General features: G+C 53.5%; 19 protein-coding genes. 16 read left to right on the forward strand and 3 right to left on the reverse strand.

Features of this window, described 5'->3' with window-relative positions; translation table 11 throughout:
• The 3 genes from leuB to leuL all read right to left on the reverse strand — a co-directional run bounded on the left by leuB (position 1) and on the right by leuL (position 2,840).
• Positions 1-1,092: a 3-isopropylmalate dehydrogenase gene (gene leuB, locus AC791_RS18340; protein ID WP_049841913.1), complete on the reverse strand. Its 1,092-nt coding sequence runs from the start codon at positions 1,090-1,092 to the stop codon at positions 1-3.
• Entirely contained in the window at positions 1,092-2,663 is a 1,572-nt protein-coding gene (leuA, locus tag AC791_RS18345) for a 2-isopropylmalate synthase (protein WP_049841914.1), read from the reverse strand. The genes leuB and leuA overlap by 1 nt, the downstream gene beginning before the upstream one ends.
• A gap of 90 nt (positions 2,664-2,753) precedes the next feature.
• Positions 2,754-2,840, reverse strand: coding sequence for a leu operon leader peptide (gene leuL / locus AC791_RS20995; RefSeq protein ID WP_148677841.1), 87 nt, complete (start codon positions 2,838-2,840; stop codon positions 2,754-2,756).
• A gap of 590 nt (positions 2,841-3,430) precedes the next feature.
• On the opposite strand from leuL, the gene leuO reads away from it, so the two are divergent.
• The 16 genes from leuO (at position 3,431) to AC791_RS18425 (ending at position 22,308) form a co-directional block, all read left to right on the forward strand.
• Entirely contained in the window at positions 3,431-4,393 is a 963-nt protein-coding gene (gene leuO, locus AC791_RS18350) for a transcriptional regulator LeuO (protein ID WP_148677838.1), read from the forward strand.
• 369 nt (positions 4,394-4,762) lie between these two features.
• Entirely contained in the window at positions 4,763-6,487 is a 1,725-nt protein-coding gene (gene ilvI / locus AC791_RS18355) for an acetolactate synthase 3 large subunit (protein ID WP_049841916.1), read from the forward strand.
• A gap of 2 nt (positions 6,488-6,489) precedes the next feature.
• On the forward strand, positions 6,490-6,981 hold the full coding sequence (gene ilvN / locus AC791_RS18360) for an acetolactate synthase small subunit (protein WP_049841917.1): 492 nt from the start codon (positions 6,490-6,492) through the stop codon (positions 6,979-6,981).
• Positions 6,982-7,153: 172 nt separating this feature from the next.
• Entirely contained in the window at positions 7,154-8,158 is a 1,005-nt protein-coding gene (gene cra / locus AC791_RS18365) for a catabolite repressor/activator (protein WP_049841918.1), read from the forward strand.
• Between the two features lie 630 nt (positions 8,159-8,788).
• Entirely contained in the window at positions 8,789-9,247 is a 459-nt protein-coding gene (mraZ, locus tag AC791_RS18370; RefSeq protein ID WP_049841919.1) for a division/cell wall cluster transcriptional repressor MraZ, read from the forward strand.
• A 2-nt stretch (positions 9,248-9,249) separates the two neighbouring features.
• Complete coding sequence (rsmH, locus tag AC791_RS18375) at positions 9,250-10,191, forward strand: 16S rRNA (cytosine(1402)-N(4))-methyltransferase RsmH (protein ID WP_049841920.1); 942 nt, start codon at positions 9,250-9,252, stop codon at positions 10,189-10,191.
• Positions 10,188-10,553: a cell division protein FtsL gene (gene ftsL, locus AC791_RS18380; protein ID WP_049841921.1), complete on the forward strand. Its 366-nt coding sequence runs from the start codon at positions 10,188-10,190 to the stop codon at positions 10,551-10,553. The genes rsmH and ftsL overlap by 4 nt, the downstream gene beginning before the upstream one ends.
• Positions 10,554-10,568: 15 nt before the next feature.
• Positions 10,569-12,335 (forward strand): peptidoglycan glycosyltransferase FtsI, encoded by a 1,767-nt coding sequence (locus tag AC791_RS18385; RefSeq protein ID WP_049841922.1) that lies wholly within the window; start codon positions 10,569-10,571, stop codon positions 12,333-12,335.
• Positions 12,322-13,809, forward strand: coding sequence for a UDP-N-acetylmuramoyl-L-alanyl-D-glutamate--2,6-diaminopimelate ligase (murE, locus tag AC791_RS18390; protein WP_049841923.1), 1,488 nt, complete (start codon positions 12,322-12,324; stop codon positions 13,807-13,809). The genes AC791_RS18385 and murE overlap by 14 nt, the downstream gene beginning before the upstream one ends.
• Positions 13,806-15,164: a UDP-N-acetylmuramoyl-tripeptide--D-alanyl-D-alanine ligase gene (murF, locus tag AC791_RS18395; protein ID WP_049841924.1), complete on the forward strand. Its 1,359-nt coding sequence runs from the start codon at positions 13,806-13,808 to the stop codon at positions 15,162-15,164. Before murE ends, murF begins: the two co-directional genes overlap by 4 nt.
• Positions 15,158-16,240: a phospho-N-acetylmuramoyl-pentapeptide-transferase gene (gene mraY / locus AC791_RS18400; RefSeq protein WP_049841925.1), complete on the forward strand. Its 1,083-nt coding sequence runs from the start codon at positions 15,158-15,160 to the stop codon at positions 16,238-16,240. Before murF ends, mraY begins: the two co-directional genes overlap by 7 nt.
• Before the next feature lie 2 nt (positions 16,241-16,242).
• Entirely contained in the window at positions 16,243-17,559 is a 1,317-nt protein-coding gene (murD, locus tag AC791_RS18405) for a UDP-N-acetylmuramoyl-L-alanine--D-glutamate ligase (RefSeq protein ID WP_049841926.1), read from the forward strand.
• Entirely contained in the window at positions 17,559-18,803 is a 1,245-nt protein-coding gene (ftsW, locus tag AC791_RS18410) for a cell division protein FtsW (protein ID WP_049841927.1), read from the forward strand. The genes murD and ftsW overlap by 1 nt, the downstream gene beginning before the upstream one ends.
• Entirely contained in the window at positions 18,800-19,867 is a 1,068-nt protein-coding gene (gene murG / locus AC791_RS18415; protein WP_049841928.1) for an undecaprenyldiphospho-muramoylpentapeptide beta-N-acetylglucosaminyltransferase, read from the forward strand. The genes ftsW and murG overlap by 4 nt, the downstream gene beginning before the upstream one ends.
• A gap of 52 nt (positions 19,868-19,919) precedes the next feature.
• A complete protein-coding gene (gene murC, locus AC791_RS18420) occupies positions 19,920-21,395 on the forward strand; it encodes a UDP-N-acetylmuramate--L-alanine ligase (protein ID WP_049841929.1) in 1,476 nt (491 codons plus the stop codon).
• Positions 21,388-22,308, forward strand: coding sequence for a D-alanine--D-alanine ligase (locus AC791_RS18425; RefSeq protein WP_049841930.1), 921 nt, complete (start codon positions 21,388-21,390; stop codon positions 22,306-22,308). Before murC ends, AC791_RS18425 begins: the two co-directional genes overlap by 8 nt.

Genomic DNA, 22,308 nt, shown 5'->3' on the forward strand with positions numbered 1-22,308 from the left:
TCATACCCCTTCGGCAACATAGCGGGCGATGACGTCACCCATTTCATCAGTACTGACCGCCGCCGCGCCGTGGGCTAAATCCCCGGTACGGATACCTTCCTCCAGCGCGCGATTAATTGCCTGTTCAATAGCACCTGCCGCTTCATCGGCATTCAGGCTATAACGCAGCAGCAGCGCCAGCGACAGAATTTGCGCAATCGGGTTGGCAATATTTTTTCCGGCAATATCAGGCGCAGAGCCGCCAGCGGGCTCGTACAGACCAAAGCCTTCTTCATTCAGGCTGGCAGAAGGCAACATACCCATGGAGCCGGTGATCATCGCGCATTCGTCCGACAGAATATCGCCAAACAGATTGGAGCACAGCAGTACATCAAACTGAGACGGATCTTTAATCAACTGCATCGTGGCGTTATCGATATACATATGGGCCAGTTCGACATCCGGATAGTCGCCGGCGATCTCATTGACGATTTCGCGCCACAGAATTGAGGACTGTAATACGTTGGCTTTATCGATCGACGTGACTTTATGACGGCGTTTACGGGCAGATTCAAAAGCAATGCGCGCGATGCGTTCAATTTCAAAGCGATGATAGACTTCGGTGTCGAATGCTTTCTCATGCTGACCGCTGCCTTCACGTCCTTTGGGTTGACCAAAGTAGATGCCGCCGGTCAGTTCACGCACGCACAGAATGTCAAAACCGTTGGCGGCGATGTCCGCACGCAGCGGACAAAAGGCTTCCAGACCCTGGTATAACTTAGCGGGACGCAGATTGCTGAACAGCTTAAAGTGTTTACGCAGCGGCAGTAACGCGCCGCGCTCCGGCTGCTGCGCCGGCGGTAAATTTTCCCATTTCGGGCCGCCAACAGAACCAAATAAAATGGCGTCCGCCTGCTCACAACCGGCGACGGTCGCCTGCGGCAGCGGATTCCCGTGATGGTCAATCGCAATGCCACCGACATCATAGTGGCTGGTGGTAATACGTAAATCAAAACGCTTACGGACTGCATCCAGTACTTTCAGGGCCTGGGCCATCACTTCCGGGCCAATGCCATCACCCGGTAAAACAGCAATATGATAGTTCTTCGACATTACACGGTTTCCTTGTTGTTCTCTTTATTTTGCGCTTTACGCTGCAATTCTTTTTCGACCTCGGCAGCCCGCCAGATGTTATTCAATACGTGAACCATTGCCTTCGCCGACGACTCAATAATGTCGGTAGTTAATCCGACGCCGTGGAAGCGGCGACCGTTATAATTTGCCACAATATCGACCTGACCCAGGGCATCTTTACCGTGGCCTTTTGCGGTCAGGCTATATTTCACCAGCTCAATGTCATAACCGGTAATACGGTTAATGGCCTGATAGACTGCATCAACCGGACCATTGCCGTTAGCGGCTTCCGCTTTAATCTCTTCACCACAGCCCAATTTTACCGCCGCAGTAGCAATGTCGGCAGAGCCGGATTGAACGCTAAAATACTCCAGGCGGAAATATTCCGGTTCTTCCTGTTGTCTGCCAATGAAAGCCAGCGCTTCCAGATCGTAGTCAAAAACCTGACCCTTTTTATCAGCCAGCTTCAGGAAGGCATCGTACAGATTGTCCAGGCTGTAATCGCTTTCCTGATAACCCATTTCATCCATCCGGTGTTTTACCGCTGCCCGGCCTGAACGTGACGTCAGGTTCAGCTGGACCTGATTCAGACCAATGGATTCCGGGGTCATAATTTCGTAGTTGGAGCGATTTTTCAGCACGCCGTCCTGATGAATGCCGGAGGAGTGGGCGAATGCACCGGTGCCAACAATCGCTTTGTTGGCCGGGATCGGCATGTTGCAGATCTGGCTGACCATCTGGCTGGTGCGCCAGATCTCCTGATGATTAATACGCGTCTGGACGTTGAGAATATCCTGGCGAACTTTGATTGCCATGATCACTTCTTCCAGCGAGCAGTTACCTGCTCGCTCGCCAATACCGTTCATCGCGCCTTCCACCTGACGTGCGCCAGCATGAACGGCGGCCAGTGCATTGCCGACGCCCAGACCCAGATCGTCATGGGTATGTACTGAGATAATCGCTTTATCAATATTAGGCACGCGCTCGTACAGGCCGCTAATAATGCCGCCAAACTCGAAAGGCATGGTGTAGCCCACGGTGTCAGGAATATTAATGGTTTTCGCACCGGCATTAATCGCGGCTTCCACTACGCGCGCCAGGTCGGCAATCGGCGTGCGGCCTGCATCTTCACAAGAGAACTCTACGTCATCGGTATAATTGCGTGCGCGTTTCACCATATAAACCGCGCGTTCAATCACCTCGTCCAGCGTGCTGCGCAGCTTAGTGGCGATATGCATCGGTGAGGTTGCAATAAATGTATGGATCCGGAATGCCTCAGCCACTTTCAGTGATTCTGCTGCAACATCAATATCTTTTTCTACGCAGCGAGCGAGAGCACATACGCGGCTGTTTTTTATCTGACGTGCAATGGTCTGTACGGATTCAAAATCGCCAGGCGACGAGACCGGGAAGCCGACTTCCATTACGTCAACGCCCATACGCTCAAGGGCCAGGGCAATCTGTAATTTCTCTTTCACACTCAGACTTGCCTGTAACGCCTGTTCACCGTCGCGTAACGTGGTATCGAAAATAATGACTTGCTGGCTCATGGTTTAAGTCCTTGTTGTCTGTCCGGGGCGCTTGCTACGAGCATAAAAAAACCCGCGCATTGGCGCGGGTTTCTGTCTGACTGAAGAGGCTTAATGTTGATTATCGCCCGCCAGTCTACCGCGCAGAAAAGATGCGTTTAGTAGTAGTAGACCGGTTAAGCGAGTGGTGTGAATCATTTAAGCCATGCTCCAGATGAATACAATATACCTTTAGTGGTACTTGATAGCCTAAGCGATGTCAACCCTTATGGTTGAAAACGGACATCATTTCTGTTTATCGCCAGTAGAGTATTTAGCTAATTGTGCTGGAAAATGGAATTAATCAGAAACATATGGCCATCATCTTTCTGTCAGTAAAACCATCAACGTAACAATGATAACAGAATGTGTAATTTTGCCTGTTTCTATTCTATTGATTTTGGTGTGATTTACCAATCCCTGTGCGAGTGTTTAAGCAGATTGAGTTTTTTTTGATAATGTAATGTAAACGAAGAGTGTGTGATTAGAGCTAACATAAGTAATACTTAAAATGTTATTAACCAGATGGCTGATTGTGTATTGATGGTGTTTATGATTAAACTATATTCATCAAGTATTGATTATGAATTGGATGAATGTTTAGTCTCTGCTGGCTGATTTTTAAATCAATTTCTCTCACGCAGATCTTTATATATTCCTAAAATTAAATATTTCTCTTTTGCTAGTTCTATATGCATGATAAATCATATAAATAGAATTTATCACTGCGTAATGGCAAGGGAACTAGTGTGACATTGGAGTTAAATATGCAGGCCGAAAAAATAGAATATCCTCAAGCCCCTGAAGACATTAAGCCTCAGCTTCGAATGGTTGATTTGAACCTCCTCACTGTATTTGATGCAGTCATGCAGGAGCAAAACATTACCCGTGCAGCACATGCCCTGGGCATGTCGCAGCCCGCGGTGAGCAATGCCGTTGCGCGCCTTAAGGTTATGTTTAATGATGAGCTTTTTGTGCGCTATGGTCGCGGCATTCAACCCACGGCGAGAGCATTTCAGCTTTTTGGCTCCGTGCGTCAGGCGCTGCAACTGGTACAAAATGAACTGCCGGGATCGGGGTTTGAACCTGTCAGCAGCGAACGTATTTTTAATCTTTGCGTTTGTAGTCCACTGGATAATTATTTGACGTCTATTATTTATAATAAAGTCGAAGAGATTGCGCCAAATATACATCTGGTATTTAAATCCTCACTCAATCAAAATACCGAGCATCAGCTACGTTATCAGGAAACTGAATTCGTTATTGGCTATGAAGACTTCCGTCGTCCGGAATTTTCATGTGTGCCTTTATTTAAAGATGAAATGGTGCTGGTCGCCAGCAAAAAGCATACGCGCCTGAAAGGTCCGATGCTGGAAAATGATATTTACCACGAAGAACATGCTGTTGTTGCGCTGGATCGCTTTGCCTCGTTTAGCGCACCCTGGTATGAGACGCCGGAAAAACAGTCCTGTATTGCTTACCAGGGCATGGCATTAAGCAGCGTCCTGAATGTTGTTTCTAAAACCGATCTGGTTTGTATTGCTCCGCGCTGGCTGGCAGAAGATTTCAGCGGCAAGATGGAACTGCAAATCCAGCCGCTGCCGCTAAAGCTCAACAGCCGTACCTGCTATCTCTCCTGGCATGAAGCCGCAGGGCGTGATAAAGGTCATCAGTGGATGGAAGAGCTTCTGGTATCAGTCTGCCGTCGCTAATTTTTGCCATCATTTTAAACCGGGCCTGAGCGTCCGGTTTATTCTTTATATTCTCTGATTCGCAGAATATTATTTTGTTATGCTGGTAGCGGTTATGCATCGGCGTCACAAAAATTGGATATTTTCCTGCATTTTTACCAATCTACCGAGCAAAGAACATCTGCACTTATTATCTCCCGAGCTTTATCTCGCGTTTAACCTGATTTGTGTTATTTCCTCTGTTCATTCGCCAAATTGCCGCCTGCTAATTCATTGCCTGCCTCATATCAAGCGGTTATGTTAGAGAGTACCAAGATAAAAGTAAGCAGTGGCGCCAGCAGGGAAATGCATTCTGCCATTGATTAAAAAATAAAAGCCTGGAGGCAAACCATGGAGATGTTGTCAGGAGCCGAGATGGTCGTCCGATCGCTTATTGACCAGGGCGTAAAGCAGGTATTCGGTTATCCCGGAGGCGCGGTCCTCGATATCTATGATGCCCTGCATACCGTGGGTGGAATTGACCATGTACTGGTGCGTCACGAGCAGGCGGCAGTGCATATGGCGGATGGCCTCGCCCGGGCAACTGGGGAGGTGGGGGTGGTGCTGGTGACGTCCGGCCCGGGTGCAACCAACGCGATTACCGGTATCGCCACCGCCTATATGGATTCTATCCCGCTGGTCGTTCTCTCCGGCCAGGTAGCGTCATCGCTTATTGGCTATGATGCTTTCCAGGAATGCGACATGGTGGGCATCTCTCGTCCAGTGGTGAAACACAGCTTTCTGGTTAAGAAAGCGGAAGATATTCCGGGCGTATTGAAAAAAGCATTCTGGCTGGCCGCCAGCGGCCGTCCTGGACCGGTGGTGGTCGACCTGCCGAAAGATATCCTTAATACCGCAAATAAACATCCCTATCTCTGGCCTGACTCGGTCAGTATGCGTTCCTACAATCCGACCACCTCGGGGCATAAAGGCCAAATCAAGCGCGCGCTGCAAACGCTGATCGCCGCCCGTAAACCCGTAGTGTATGTGGGGGGCGGCGCGATAAACGCAGAATGTCATGCGCAGTTGCGTGTGCTGATTGAGAAACTCAATCTGCCGGTAGTCTCTTCGCTGATGGGCCTGGGGGCCTTTCCCGCGACTCATCGCCAGGCGCTGGGGATGTTGGGGATGCACGGGACCTATGAAGCTAATATGACGATGCATCATTCGGATTTAATCTTTGCCGTCGGCGTTCGTTTTGACGATCGTACGACCAATAATCTGGCGAAGTATTGTCCCAGTGCCACGGTGCTGCATATTGATATTGATCCAACCTCAATTTCGAAAACCGTGGCGGCAGATATTCCCATTGTCGGTGATGCTCGTCGCGTGCTGGAGCAAATGCTGGAACTGCTGGATCAGGAAACCGCCTCACAACCGCTTGATGAGATCCGCGACTGGTGGCAGAACATTGAACAGTGGCGCGCCCGCCAGTGCCTGAAATATGACACGCAAAGCGAAAGCATCAAACCACAGGCGGTGATCGAAACCGTCTGGCGGTTGACCCACGGAGAGGCGTATGTCACCTCAGATGTGGGTCAACACCAGATGTTTGCCGCACTTTATTATCCGTTCGATAAACCGCGTCGCTGGATCAACTCCGGGGGGCTTGGCACCATGGGCTTTGGCCTTCCGGCAGCGCTGGGTGTCAAAATGGCGCTACCTGACGAAACCGTGATTTGCGTCACCGGCGACGGCAGCATCCAGATGAATATTCAGGAGCTGTCAACGGCGCTGCAATATGATGTGCCGGTACTGGTATTGAATCTGAACAACCGCTATCTCGGGATGGTAAAGCAGTGGCAGGATATGATCTATTCGGGCCGCCATTCGCAATCTTATATGCAATCGTTACCCGATTTTGTCCGTCTGGCAGAAGCCTACGGTCACGTCGGCATCCAGATAAACCATCCGCATGAGCTGGAGGCGAAGCTTGCAGAGGCGCTGGAGCAGGTGAAAAACCGTCGTCTGGTGTTTGTGGATGTCACTGTTGATGGCAGTGAGCACGTTTACCCGATGCAGATCCGCGGGGGAGCAATGGACGAAATGTGGCTGAGTAAAACGGAGAGGACCTGATTATGCGCCGGATATTATCGGTTTTACTGGAAAACGAGTCTGGCGCACTGTCGCGCGTGATAGGCCTCTTTTCACAGCGTGGTTATAACATTGAAAGCCTGACCGTTGCGCCGACGGACGATCCCACGTTATCGCGTATGACGATCCAGACCGTCGGCGATGAAAAGGTGATTGAGCAAATTGAAAAACAGCTCCACAAGCTGGTGGACGTTTTGCGCGTTAACGAACTGGGGCAGGGGCAGCACGTAGAGCGTGAAATCATGCTGGTGAAAGTCCAGGCCAGCGGTTACGGCCGCGAAGAAGTCAAACGTAATACGGAGATATTTCGCGGACAGATTATTGACGTTACGCCCTCCATTTATACGGTGCAGCTGGCTGGCACCAGCGATAAACTGGATGCCTTTCTTGCTACTCTGCGTGATGTCGCGCGGATCGTAGAAGTCGCACGTTCAGGTATCGTCGGGCTTTCACGCGGCGATAAAATCATGCGTTAAGGGTGAAAAGCGACATAATTAAAGCCCGACATGCGCAGGTCGGGCTTTTTTTTGTCAAAACCGGGACGAACGCATAGAAAACCGGTTGCCCATGTGATTATTCTGCGCATAGCATGTTAAGGATCTTAACCTTAAAAAGGTTATGGAGTATCTTTTCTCTTAAGGGGCAATTGTGAAACTGGATGAAATCGCCCGGCTTGCCGGCGTCTCACGGACTACCGCCAGCTATGTGATTAACGGTAAAGCGAAGCAGTACCGGGTCAGCGATAAAACCGTTGAAAAAGTCATGGCGGTCGTGCGTGAGCACAACTACCACCCGAATGCGGTGGCGGCAGGGCTACGCGCAGGACGCACGCGCTCCATTGGTCTGGTGATCCCGGATCTGGAAAATACCAGCTACACCCGCATCGCTAACTACCTTGAACGCCAGGCGCGCCAACGCGGATATCAGCTGCTGATCGCCTGCTCGGAAGATCAGCCTGATAACGAAATGCGCTGTATTGAACACCTGCTTCAGCGTCAGGTTGATGCCATTATCGTTTCGACATCATTGCCGCCTGAACACCCTTTTTATCAGCGCTGGGCAAACGACACCTTTCCGATTGTTGCCCTGGATCGCGCTCTGGATCGTGAGCATTTCACCAGTGTTGTCGGCGCAGATCAGGATGATGCTGAAATGCTGGCCGCTGAGCTACGCACTTTCCCGGCGGAAACCGTACTTTATTTAGGCGCGCTGCCGGAGCTGTCGGTAAGCTTTCTGCGCGAGCAGGGGTTCCGTACTGCCTGGAAAGACGACCCGCGTGACGTTCATTATTTGTACGCCAACAGCTATGAACGGGAAGCCGCAGCGCAGCTGTTTGAGAAATGGCTGGAAACCCATCCGATGCCTCAGGCACTGTTCACTACCTCATTTGCGCTGCTGCAGGGTGTGATGGACGTGACCCTGCGCCGCGACGGTAAGCTGCCGTCCGATCTGGCTATCGCAACCTTTGGTGATAATGAACTGCTCGATTTCCTGCAGTGTCCTGTCCTGGCGGTTGCCCAGCGTCATCGTGACGTGGCAGAACGGGTGCTGGAAATTGTGCTGGCAAGCCTTGATGAGCCGCGTAAGCCAAAACCGGGGCTTAGCCGTATTCGTCGTAACCTCTATCGTCGCGGCGTGCTGAACCGGCGCTAACGCTATCCTGATCCAGCAGAATTATGCTGCTGGATCGCACTATAGTTTACGATTATTGATTTTTAAGTCGTGCATTGCCCATTCTCATCCTCTGTTTTGCCTTCGGATAATTCCGTATTTTCGCCATCGTTGATTTATTTATGCTTTTACCTGAAACGAAAACGGGCGGGCTATTATCGACGTAATCAGTAAATTTCTATTTCTACTGTATTGTTTTGTTACATCCTGCGGCGCAATTCAGCTTCGTATTCACCCTCTGCCATAGCAGACGTACGAATACTGTGCGATGCGTACAACGTTGGACACGTTAATTACCAGGATGTGCTGTTAACAAAGATGATAATGGCCTAAAATGCCGCTCGCGTCGCAAACTGACACTTTATATTTTTATTTGATGATCCCGATTTCTTTGCCGTGCAAAGAAAGGACCTCATTTTTTTCTTACAAATATTCATAGCGTTAATTTGCCTCATGTATTGGCCGGTATTTAATCAATGCCAACATGTACTCCCTGAATCGGGTTTTTTACTTGTTCCGGTATTTTTGCTGGCTTGACAAGCTTTTCCTCCGCTCCGTAAACTGCCCGTGGTGGGAATTTGTGGGATAAAGTGGCGAAAGAGGTGAGCGGGCATGTTCCGTGGTGCGGCACAGGTCAATCTGGACAGCAAAGGGCGGTTATCCGTACCGACCCGGTATCGGGAAATGCTGATTGAAAGCGCCTCCGGTCAAATGGTGTGTACTATTGATCTCCACCATCCTTGCCTGCTGCTTTACCCGTTGCCTGAATGGGAAATTATCGAGCGTAAATTGTCGCGCTTGTCGGGCATGAATCCCCTTGAGCGCCGCGTGCAGCGTTTGCTTTTGGGACACGCCAGCGAATGTCAGATGGACAACGCTGGCCGTTTATTGATAGCGCCGGTTTTACGGCAGCACGCCGGACTGACCAAAGAAGTGATGCTGGTTGGACAGTTCAACAAGTTTGAGCTGTGGGACGAAACGGCCTGGTATCAACGTGTCAGGGAAGATATCGACGCTGAGCAGTCCGCTACCGGAGAGCTATCGGAGCGGTTGCAGGACTTATCTTTATAAAAATGATGGAAAATTTTAAACACAAAACGGTTCTGCTGGATGAGGCCGTTAACGGCCTGAATATTCGTCCGGATGGTATTTATATTGATGGCACCTTTGGGCGCGGTGGACACTCACGTCTGATCCTCGGGCAACTCGGCCCCCAGGGACGTCTGATCGCTATCGATCGCGATCCTGAAGCCATTGCTGTGGCTCAGACTTTCAACGATCCTCGTTTCTCTATTGTTCATGGACCTTTCTCCGCGCTGGCGGATTATGTGCGTGAACGCGATCTTATCGGCAAAATCGACGGTATTCTCCTCGATCTCGGCGTCTCTTCGCCGCAGCTTGACGATGCTGAACGTGGTTTTTCTTTTATGCGTGACGGCCCGCTGGACATGCGTATGGATCCCACGCGTGGGCAATCCGCCGCCGAATGGCTGCTGAAAGCGGAAGAAGCTGATATCACCTGGGTGTTGAAAACCTTTGGTGAAGAGCGATTCGCTAAACGTATCGCCCGCGCTATTGTCGAGCGTAATCGTATTGAACCGATGACCCGCACCAAAGCTCTGGCTGAAGTGGTGGCCGCTGCAACACCGGTAAAAGATAAGTTTAAACATCCCGCTACTCGTACTTTCCAGGCCGTGCGCATTTGGGTAAACAGCGAACTGGAAGAGATTGAGCAGGCGCTGAAAAGCTCCATTGAGGTGCTGGCCCCGGGCGGTCGTCTCTCTATTATCAGTTTCCACTCGCTGGAAGACCGTATTGTTAAACGCTTTATGCGTGAGCAAAGCCGTGGACCGCAGGTGCCGCACGGGTTACCGATGACCGAAGCGCAGCTCAGCAAGCTGGGCGGGCGACAGCTTCGGGCGCTGGGTAAGCTGATGCCGGGCGATGAAGAAGTGGCTGAGAATCCACGCGCCCGCAGCTCCGTATTGCGTATTGCGGAAAGGACTGACGCATGATCGCCAGAGTGACAGAAGCCTTAGACAAAATTAAAGGCTCCATGGTCAGCAAAGAGCGTCATGCCCTGCCAGGCGTTATTGGCAACGACCTTTTGCGCTTTGGCAAACTGCCACTCTGTCTTTTTGTTTGCATCATTATCTCGGCGGTGACCGTCGTGACAACCGCGCACCATACGCGTTTGCTGACGGCACAGCGCGAGCAAATGGTGGTAGAGCGTGACGCACTCGACATTGAATGGCGTAACCTGATCCTCGAAGAAAATGCCCTTGGCGATCACAGCCGGGTAGAGCGGATCGCAACGGATAAGCTGCAAATGCAGCATGTCGATCCTTCGCAAGAAAATATCGTGGTACAGAAATAAGGACCAATGTAACGCATGAAAGCAGCGGCTAAGACGCTTAAGTTAAAACGCCCGGACGAACCAGCCAACTTTATCAGTTGGCGTTTTGCGTTGTTATGCGGCTGCATTTTGGTTGCGCTGGCCTTCCTGCTTGGACGCGTGGCATGGCTACAGGTTATCGCTCCGGATATGCTGGTGCGCCAGGGCGACTTACGCTCACTGCGCGTCCAGGAAGTCTCCACCTCTCGCGGCATGATCACCGATCGCTCCGGCCGGCCTCTGGCCGTTAGCGTGCCGGTGAAAGCCGTGTGGGCCGATCCTAAAGAGCTGCATGATGCGGGCGGCATTACCCTTGATGGCCGCTGGAAAGCGTTATCCGATGCGCTAAAAATGCCCCTCGATCAGCTTTCCGCCCGGGTAAAAGCCAATCCCAAAGGCCGCTTTATTTATCTCGCTCGTCAGGTCAATCCGGATCTGGGCGATTACATCAAAAAACTCAAACTGCCGGGCATTCATCTGCGGGAAGAGTCGCGCCGTTACTATCCTTCCGGCGAAGTGACCGCGCATCTGATTGGTTTTACCAATATTGATAGTCAGGGCATTGAGGGCGTTGAAAGCAGCTTTGATAAATGGCTGACCGGCCAGCCTGGCGAACGTGTGGTGCGTAAAGATCGCTACGGTCGGGTCATTGAAGATATCTCGTCTACCGACAGCCAAGCCGCGCATAACCTGGCGCTGAGTATTGATGAGCGCTTGCAGGCGCTGGTCTATCGTGAGCTGAATAATGCCGTGGCCTTTAACAAAGCCGAGTCCGGCAGTGCGGTACTGGTGGATGTAAACACTGGTGAAGTGCTGGCGATGGCGAACAGTCCCTCTTATAACCCAAACAACCTGAGCGGAACGGCCAAGGATGTGATGCGTAACCGCACCATTACTGACGTATTCGAGCCGGGGTCCACCGTGAAGCCGATGGTGGTGATGACCGCGCTACAGCGCGGGGTCGTACGTGAAAATAGCGTGCTGAATACTGTTCCATACCGCGTGAATGGCCATGAAATTAAAGACGTCGCGCGCTATAGCGAACTGACTCTCACCGGAGTCTTACAGAAGTCGAGTAACGTCGGTGTTTCCAAGCTGGCGTTAGCGATGCCCTCCTCAGCGTTAGTAGATACTTACTCACGTTTTGGACTGGGAAAAGCGACCAATTTGGGGTTGGTCGGGGAACGCAGTGGCTTATATCCTCAAAAACAACGGTGGTCTGACATAGAGAGGGCCACCTTCTCTTTCGGCTACGGGCTAATGGTAACCCCGTTACAGTTAGCGCGTGTCTACGCAACTATCGGCAGCTATGGCGTCTATCGTCCGCTGTCGATCACAAAAGTTGATCCTCCGGTTCCCGGTGAACGTATCTTCCCGGAAGCCACCGTGCGCACCGTCGTTCATATGATGGAAAGCGTGGCATTGCCCGGCGGCGGCGGGGTGAAAGCGGCGATTAAAGGCTACCGTATCGCAATTAAAACCGGTACGGCGAAAAAAGTCGGACCCGACGGCCGCTATATCAACAAATACATTGCTTACACCGCGGGCGTCGCGCCAGCCAGCCAGCCGCGTTTTGCGCTGGTGGTAGTCATTAATGACCCGCAGGCAGGTAAATACTACGGCGGTGCCGTCTCCGCGCCGGTGTTTGGTGCCATCATGGGCGGCGTACTGCGTACCATGAACATTGAACCGGATGCGCTGGCGACGGGCGAACAAAATGATTTTGTAACTAATCAAGGCGAGGGTACAGGTGGCAGATCGTAATTTGCGCGACCTTCTTGCTCCGTGGGTAGCCGGACTACCTGCGCGGGCGCTGCGTGAGATGACACTCGACAGCCGCACGGCGGCATCGGGCGATCTTTTTGTGGCGGTATCAGGTCATCAGGCGGACGGGCGTCGATATATCCCGCAGGCGATAGCGCAAGGTGTGGCTGCCATTATTGCAGAGGCAAAAGGTGAGGCAACCGATGGTGAAGTGCGTGAAATGCACGGCATCCCCGTTGTCTACCTTAGCCAGCTTAACGAACGTCTTTCTGCACTGGCCGGGCGTTTTTATCATCAGCCTTCCGAACAGCTGCGTCTGGTCGGCGTAACCGGCACCAACGGTAAAACCACGACCACACAACTGCTGGCGCAGTGGAGCCAGTTGCTGGGCGAAACCAGCGCGGTGATGGGGACTGTCGGCAATGGTTTACTTGGTAACGTCAGCCCGACGGAAAACACTACCGGCTCTGCTGTTGATGTTCAGCAGGTGCTGGCAAATCTGGTCGGGCAGGGCGCGACCTTTGCCGGAATGGAGGTTTCTTCACACGGGCTGGTGCAACACCGGGTGTCGGCACTGAAATTTTCGGCTTCTGTTTTTACTAATTTAAGCCGCGATCATCTCGATTATCACGGCGATATGGAGCATTACGAAGCCGCTAAATGGCTCCTGTATTCGACCCATCACTTCGGACAGGCCATCGTCAATGCCGATGATGAAGTCGGACGCCGCTGGCTGACGAAACTGCCGGACGCCGTTGCGGTGTCAATGGCCGATCACATCAACCCTGACTGTCATGGCCGCTGGCTTAAAGCCGTGGACGTCCATTATCACGACAGAGGGGCAACGATCCGTTTTGCCTCTTCATGGGGTGAAGGTGAAATCGAAAGCCGCCTGATGGGCGAGTTTAATGTCAGTAACCTGCTTCTGGCGCTGGCGACTCTCCTGGCGCTGGGATATCTCCTTAGCGACCTGCTGAACACCGCCGCGCGCCTCCAACCGGTATGCGGGCGCATGGAAGTATTCAGCGCGCCGGGTAAACCGACGGTAGTCGTCGATTATGCTCACACGCCGGATGCACTGGAAAAAGCGCTGGCGGCCGCACGCCTGCACTGTAAGGGGACGCTATGGTGCGTCTTCGGCTGCGGCGGCGATCGCGATAAAGGAAAGCGTCCGCTGATGGGCGCCATTGCCGAGCAGTTCGCGGATATCCCGCTAGTAACCGATGATAATCCGCGTACTGAAGAGCCGCAGGCCATCATTAACGACATTCTTGCCGGAATGCTTGATGCCGGTCGGGCGAAAGTGATGGAAGGGCGCGCTCAGGCTGTGACCCACGCCATCATGCAGGCGAAAGAAAATGATGTCGTCCTGCTGGCGGGCAAAGGTCACGAAGATTATCAAATCGTCGGCAACCGTCGTCTGGACTACTCCGACCGCGTTACCGCAGCACGTCTGCTGGGAGTTATTGCATGATCCGGGTAACGCTAAGTCAGCTGGCTTCGGTTCTGAAAGGCAACTTACTGGGTAATGATCTGACCATTGATGCCGTTACCACCGACACCCGCGCGATTACGCCGGGCTGCCTGTTTGTGGCGCTAAAAGGCGAACGCTTTGACGCGCACGACTTTGCCGCCAAAGCAAAAGAGAGCGGAGCAGGGGCGCTGCTGGTCAGCCGCGCGCTGGACATCGATCTGCCGCAAGTCGTGGTTAGCGATACCCGTCGCGCCTTTGGCGAGCTGGCCGCATGGGTACGCCAGCAGGTGCCAACGCGCGTCGTGGCGCTAACCGGTTCATCCGGCAAAACCTCGGTCAAAGAGATGACGGCGGCGATCCTCAGCGAGTGCGGCAATACCCTCTATACCGCCGGAAACCTGAATAATGACATCGGCGTGCCGATGACGTTGCTGCGTCTCACCGCTGAACACCAGTATGCCGTCATTGAGCTTGGTGCTAACCACCAGGGGGAAATCGCCTGGACTACCGGACTTACCCGGCCAGAAGCCGCGCTGGTTAACAATCTGGCCGCCGCGCATCTGGAAGGTTTTGGTTCGCTGGCAGGCGTGGCAAAAGCGAAAGGCGAAATTTACACCGGCCTGCCGATTGACGGCATTGCCATTATGAATGCCGATAATAACGACTGGCTCAACTGGCAGACGATCATTGGCGATCGCAAAGTGTGGCGCTTTTCGCCAAATGCTGCCACCAGTGACTTCACCGCAACCAATATCCACGTGACCTCACACGGCACAGAATTCACGCTGCAAACCCCCGTCGGCAGTATCGACGTGCTGCTGCCGCTTCCGGGACGTCATAACATCGCTAATGCGCTGGCGGCAGCGGCACTGTCGATGGCGGTGGGGGCGGGCTTAGCCGCGGTTAAAGAAGGTCTGGCGAAATTACAGGCCGTACCGGGACGTCTTTTCCCGGTCCAGCTGGCGGAAAACCAGCTTCTGCTCGACGATACCTACAACGCTAATGTGGGGTCCATGACCGCCGCCGCCCAGGTGCTGGCGGACATGCCCGGTTACCGCGTGATGGTAGTGGGCGACATGGCCGAACTCGGCGACGAAAGCGAAGCCTGTCATATTCAGGTGGGCGAAGCGGCGAAGGCGGCAGGGGTCGATCGGGTGATCAGCGTGGGCAAACAAAGCCAGGCGCTCGGTGAGGCCAGCGGGGTGGGTGAGCATTTCACCGACAAGCAGGCGCTGATCGCCCGCCTGAAAGAACTGATTGCAGAAAAACAGATTATTACCCTTTTGGTTAAGGGTTCACGCAGTGCCGCCATGGAAGAGGTGGTACATGCTTTACAGGAGAATGGGACATGTTAGTTTGGCTGGCCGAGCATTTGGTCAAATATTATTCCGGCTTTAACGTCTTTTCTTATCTGACGTTTCGCGCCATTGTCAGCCTGCTGACCGCGCTGTTCATCTCTTTATGGATGGGTCCGCGCATGATCGCCCGTCTGCAAAAACTGTCTTTTGGTCAGGTTGTTCGCAACGATGGCCCGGAATCGCACTTTAGCAAACGCGGTACGCCGACCATGGGCGGGATCATGATCCTCACCTCGATTGTTATTTCGGTGCTGCTGTGGGCCTATCCGTCTAATCCGTACGTCTGGTGCGTGCTGATCGTGCTGATAGGCTACGGCATCATTGGCTTTGTTGATGACTACCGCAAAGTCGTGCGCAAAGATACCAAAGGACTGATTGCCCGCTGGAAGTATTTCTGGATGTCAGTTATCGCCCTGGGCGTGGCCTTTGCACTGTATCTGGTCGGCAACGACACCCCCGCCACGCAGCTGGTAGTGCCATTCTTTAAAGACATTATGCCGCAGCTGGGCATTCTCTATATTCTGCTGGCCTACTTTGTGATCGTCGGTACCGGCAATGCCGTTAACCTGACCGATGGTCTGGATGGCCTGGCGATTATGCCTACCGTTTTTGTTGCCGGTGGCTTTGCCCTGGTCGCATGGGCGACGGGTAACATGAACTTTGCCAACTACCTGCATATTCCCTATCTGCGTCATGCGGGTGAACTGGTGATCGTCTGCACCGCCATTGTTGGCGCGGGTCTGGGCTTTCTGTGGTTTAACACTTATCCGGCGCAGGTCTTCATGGGTGACGTGGGTTCACTGGCGCTGGGCGGCGCGCTCGGGATTATCGCCGTGTTGCTGCGTCAGGAGTTCTTACTGGTCATTATGGGCGGCGTGTTCGTGGTCGAAACGCTGTCGGTGATCCTGCAGGTTGGCTCGTTCAAACTGCGCGGGCAGCGGATTTTTCGTATGGCACCGATCCATCACCACTATGAACTAAAAGGCTGGCCCGAGCCGCGCGTAATTGTGCGCTTCTGGATTATTTCGCTGATGCTGGTGCTGATTGGCCTGGCAACGCTGAAGGTACGTTAATCATGGCAGATTACCAGGATAAAAAAGTGGTCATTATCGGCCTCGGGCTAACCGGGCTGTCGTGTGTAGATTTCTTTATAGCGCGTGGCGTCACGCCGCGCGTAATGGACACGCGTGTTGCTCCGTCCGGGCTGGATAAGCTGCCGGAAGGTGTCGAAAGCCATCTGGGTGGGCTGAATGACGACTGGCTGCTGGCCGCAGATCTCATTGTTGCCAGCCCTGGTATTGCCCTTGCGCATCCCTCACTCAGCGCAGCGGCTGAGGCCGGGGTAGAAATTGTCGGCGATATCGAACTGTTTTGCCGCGAAGCCCAGGCTCCGGTCATCGCCATTACCGGTTCAAACGGTAAAAGCACCGTCACCACGCTGGTAGGTGAGATGGCGAAAGCCGCAGGCGTTAATGTCGGAGTAGGTGGCAACATTGGTCTGCCTGCGCTGATGCTGCTGGACCCGGCACGTGAGCTGTACGTTCTGGAGCTATCGAGCTTTCAGCTGGAAACCACATCCAGTCTGAAAGCCGCAGCGGCGACGATCCTTAACGTGACCGAAGATCATATGGATCGCTATCCGCTGGGGCTGCAACAGTATCGGGCAGCCAAGCTGAAAGTCTATGAAAACGCTGTGGTCTGCGTCGTTAACGCCGACGATGCGCTGACGATGCCCATCCGCGGTGCCGATGCGCGCTGTGTGAGTTTTGGTGTTGACGTCGGTGATTATCATCTTAACCGCCAGCAGGGCGAGGTCTGGCTGCGCGTGAAAGGTGAGAAAGTACTGAATGTAGCGGAAATGCCACTCACCGGGCAGCATAACTACACCAACGCCCTGGCCGCGCTGGCGCTGGCCGATGCTGTTAATCTTCCGCGAGCCAGCAGCCTGAAAGCACTGACTACCTTCACCGGCCTGGCGCACCGTTTCCAAATCGCGCTGGTGCATAACGATGTGCGCTGGATCAACGATTCTAAAGCCACCAATGTGGGCAGTACGGAAGCGGCGCTTAACGGGTTGCAGGTGAAAGGTACATTGCATCTGCTGTTAGGTGGCGACGGAAAATCAGCCGATTTCTCCTCTCTGAAGCGCTATCTCAACGGTGAGAATATCCGCCTGTGGTGTTTTGGTCGTGACGGCGCGGAACTGGCAGAATTACGTCCTGACATCGCCGAACAAACCGAAACGATGGAGCAGGCGATGCGCCTTATTGCTGCGCAGGTTAAGCCTGGGGACATGGTATTACTGTCGCCCGCCTGTGCCAGCCTCGATCAGTTTAAAAATTTCGAACAACGGGGCGATATCTTTACCCGCCTGGCGAAGGAGCTTGGTTAATGCGTTTATCCCTCCCACGCCTGAAAATGCCGCGCCTGCCCGGGTTCAGCATCCTCGCCTGGCTATTTACGGCCATGAAAGGCTGGGTAATGGCGTCGCGTCAAAAAGATGCAGACAGCCTGATTATGTACGACCGCACGCTGGTCTGGCTGACATTTGGCCTTGCCGCGATCGGTTTTATTATGGTGACATCGGCGTCAATGCCTATCGGGCAACGACTGACCAACGATCCTTTCTTTTTTGCTAAACGCGATGGTGCGTATCTGGTAATGGCCTTTTTGCTGGCGCTGGTTACGTTGCGCCTGCCGATGGATTTCTGGCAGCGCTACAGTACGGCCATGCTGCTCGGCTCGATTATCATGCTAATGGTGGTGCTGGTCGTCGGCAGCTCGGTAAAAGGGGCATCGCGCTGGATTGACCTTGGCCTGCTGCGCGTGCAGCCTGCCGAGCTGACCAAACTGTCGCTGTTCTGTTATATCGCCAACTATCTGGTGCGCAAAGGGGATGAGGTACGTAACAACTTACGCGGCTTCTTAAAACCGATGGGCGTCATTTTTGTGCTGGCGATCCTGCTGCTGGCCCAGCCGGACCTCGGGACCGTGGTCGTGCTGTTTGTGACGACCCTGGCAATGCTATTCCTTGCCGGGGCGAAACTGTGGCAGTTCATCGCGATTATCGGTATGGGTATCTCGGCGGTCATTCTGCTGATCCTGGCAGAACCCTATCGTATTCGTCGTGTGACGGCCTTCTGGGATCCGTGGGCGGACCCGTTTGGCAGCGGTTATCAGCTGACGCAGTCGCTGATGGCCTTTGGCCGCGGTGAACTGTGGGGCCAGGGGCTCGGTAACTCTGTACAGAAGCTGGAATATCTGCCGGAAGCACATACCGATTTCATCTTCGCCATCATCGGAGAAGAATTAGGCTATGTCGGTGTAGCGCTGGCGCTGTTGATGGTATTCTTCGTCGCTTTTCGCGCAATGTCCATTGGCCGTAAAGCGCTGGAAATTAATCAGCGTTTTTCCGGTTTTCTGGCCTGTTCCATTGGCGTCTGGTTTAGCTTCCAGGCACTGGTAAACGTCGGGGCGGCCGCCGGTATGCTGCCAACAAAGGGCCTGACGCTGCCATTAATCAGTTACGGTGGGTCGAGTCTGTTAATCATGTCGACGGCCATCATCATGTTATTACGCATAGATTATGAAACGCGTCTGGAAAAAGCCCAGGCGTTTACACGAGGTCAACGATGAGCGGTCAGGGCAAACGGTTAATGGTGATGGCGGGCGGTACGGGTGGACATGTGTTCCCGGGACTGGCCGTCGCTCATCATCTGATGGCGCAGGGCTGGCAGGTGCGCTGGCTGGGAACCGCCGATCGTATGGAAGCCGACCTGGTACCAAAAAACGGTATTGAAATCGATTTTATCCAGATTTCGGGCCTGCGCGGCAAAGGCATTAAAGCCCAGCTGCTGGCGCCGCTGCGCATTTACCATGCCTGGCGTCAGGCGCGTGCCATTATGATGCGGTTTAAGCCAGACGTTGTGCTGGGCATGGGCGGCTACGTGTCGGGTCCGGGCGGACTGGCGGCATGGTCGCTGGGTATTCCGGTCGTTCTGCATGAGCAAAATGGCATTGCCGGACTAACCAATAAGTGGCTGGCAAAAATTGCCAAAAAAGTGATGCAGGCGTTCCCCGGTGCATTTCCTGATGCGGATGTCGTCGGCAACCCGGTACGTACGGATGTTCTGGCCCTTCCGCTGCCGCAGACCCGTCTGGCCGGACGCGAAGGTCCGGTACGGGTGCTGGTTGTCGGGGGGTCCCAGGGCGCGCGCGTTTTAAATCAGACGTTGCCCCAGGTGGCAGCTAAGCTGGGTGACACTATTACCGTCTGGCACCAGAGCGGGAAAGGTTCACAGGCTGCCGTCGAGCAGGCGTATGCCGCTGTCGGTCAGCCGCAGCATAAAGTGACCGAATTTATTGATGATATGGCAGCCGCTTACGCATGGGCTGATGTTGTCGTTTGTCGCTCCGGCGCGCTGACGGTGAGCGAAATCGCCGCCGCTGGCCTCCCGGCGCTGTTTGTACCGTTTCAACATAAAGATCGCCAGCAGTACTGGAATGCGCTGCCGCTTGAGAAAGCAGGCGCAGCGAAAATTCTTGAGCAGCCACAATTTACCGTGGAGGCCATCGTTGAAACACTGGCAGCATGGGATCGGGAAACATTACTCACGATGGCTGAACGCGCGCGTGCGGCCTCTATTCCTGATGCGACAGAACGTGTAGCAAATGAAGTGAGTCTGGCAGCCCGGGCTTAACTGTGGCGGTGCCGTTCGCACCGCGTGAATATTGAAGTTATGGCGTTATAGAATGAATACACAACAACTGGCTAAACTGCGTTCAATTGTGCCCGAGATGCGTCGCGTCCGGCATATTCATTTTGTTGGCATCGGCGGTGCTGGCATGGGCGGTATTGCTGAAGTTCTGGCTAACGAAGGCTATCAGATTAGCGGATCGGACCTGGCGCCTAATCCGGTTACGCAGCAGTTGGCGTCGCTCGGGGCGACCATCTATTTTAATCACCGTCCGGAAAACGTGCTCGACGCGAGCGTGGTCGTAGTATCTACCGCTATTTCAGCGGATAACCCGGAAATTGTTGCCGCCCACGAGGCGCGTATTCCGGTAATTCGTCGTGCAGAAATGCTGGCAGAGCTAATGCGCTTTCGTCACGGCATTGCGATTGCCGGTACGCATGGTAAAACCACAACCACCGCGATGGTTGCCAGCATTTATGCCGAGGCCGGACTCGATCCGACTTTTGTCAACGGCGGACTGGTTAAAGCGGCGGGTGTTCATGCGCGTCTTGGTCACAGCCGCTACTTAATTGCGGAAGCGGATGAGAGCGATGCGTCATTTCTGCATCTACAGCCGATGGTCTCTGTCGTCACCAATATCGAAGCCGACCATATGGACACCTATCAGGGCGACTTCGAAAACCTGAAACAGACGTTTATCAATTTCCTGCACAACCTGCCGTTTTATGGTCGTGCGGTCATGTGCGTGGACGATCCGGTGATCCGTGAGCTGTTGCCGCGTGTCGGTCGTCAAATCACGACTTACGGATTCAGTGACGATGCAGACGTGCGCATCGAAGATTACGAACAAAACGGACCGCAGGGACACTTTACGCTGCTGCGTCAGGATAAACCGGCACTGCGCGTAACGCTTAACGCGCCGGGTCGCCATAACGCGTTGAATGCCGCCGCAGCGGTCGCGGTGGCGACGGAAGAGGGCATTGAAGATGAGGCTATCCTGCGTGCGCTGGAAAGCTTTCAGGGTACCGGCCGCCGCTTTGATTTCCTTGGAGAATATCCGCTGCAAGAGATCAACGGCAAGCCCGGAACGGCAATGCTTATTGATGATTATGGGCACCATCCGACCGAAGTTGATGCCACCATTAAAGCGGCGCGCGCAGGCTGGCCGGATAAAAACCTGGTCATGCTATTTCAGCCGCATCGATTTACCCGTACGCGCGATCTCTACGATGATTTCGCCAGGGTATTGACACAGGTCGACGCGCTGTTGATGCTGGAGGTCTATTCCGCCGGAGAAGCCGCTATTCCGGGCGCGGACAGCCGGTCGCTGTGTCGGACCATCCGGGGACGAGGTAAAGTTGATCCGATTCTGGTTTCCGATCCGGCGCAGGTTGCTGAAATGCTGGCCCCGGTCCTTACCGGTAACGATCTCATTCTGGTCCAGGGTGCAGGAAATATAGGCAAAATCGCCCGTAATTTATCGGAAATCAAATTGAAGCCGCAAACTCAGGAGGAGGAGCATCGTGGTTGATAAGATAGCCGTCCTGCTCGGTGGGACATCCGCAGAGCGTGAAGTCTCACTCAATTCCGGTGCGGCGGTACTGGCGGGGCTGCGTGAAGCCGGCATTGATGCCTGGCCCGTTGATCCACGCGAAACCGATATCACCCATCTTAAAGAGATGGGTTTTCAGAAAGTGTTTATTGCCTTACATGGACGTGGAGGTGAGGATGGGACCTTGCAGGGACTACTGGAGCTTTCCGGAATTCCCTATACCGGCAGCGGCGTAATGGCCTCGGCTATTTCGATGGACAAACTGCGCAGCAAATTGCTGTGGCAGGGTGCCGATTTACCGGTTGCACCCTGGGTCGCTTTAACGCGTAAAACCTTTGCTGACGGGCTTTCTGCTGATCTCCAGCAGCGGATCGCCGATCTGGGACTTCCGCTGATTGTTAAGCCGAGCCGCGAAGGGTCAAGCGTTGGCATGTCTAAGGTCACAGAAGCGAGTGCTTTGCACGCGGCATTAACCCAGGCATTTCAGCATGATGATGAAGTTTTAATCGAAAAATGGCTCAGCGGGCCAGAATTTACCGTTGCAATACTGGGTGAAGAAATTTTACCGTCAATTCGTATTCAACCCGCTGGAACCTTCTATGATTATGAAGCTAAGTATCTCTCTGATGAGACAAAGTATTTTTGCCCAAGCGGCCTTGATGGCGAGCAGGAAGCAAAATTGCAATCTCTGGTTGTGAATGCCTGGGATATCCTCGGCTGTCGCGGCTGGGGACGAATCGACGTTATGCTGGACAGCGATGGCCAGTTTTATCTGCTGGAAGCGAATACCTCTCCGGGTATGACCAACCACAGTCTGGTGCCAATGGCGGCACGTCAGGCTGGAATGAGTTTTTCGCAGCTGGTAGTTCGTATTTTAGATCTGGCGGGTTGA

Source organism: Klebsiella sp. RIT-PI-d, assembly GCF_001187865.1.
Lineage (GTDB): Bacteria > Pseudomonadota > Gammaproteobacteria > Enterobacterales > Enterobacteriaceae > Superficieibacter.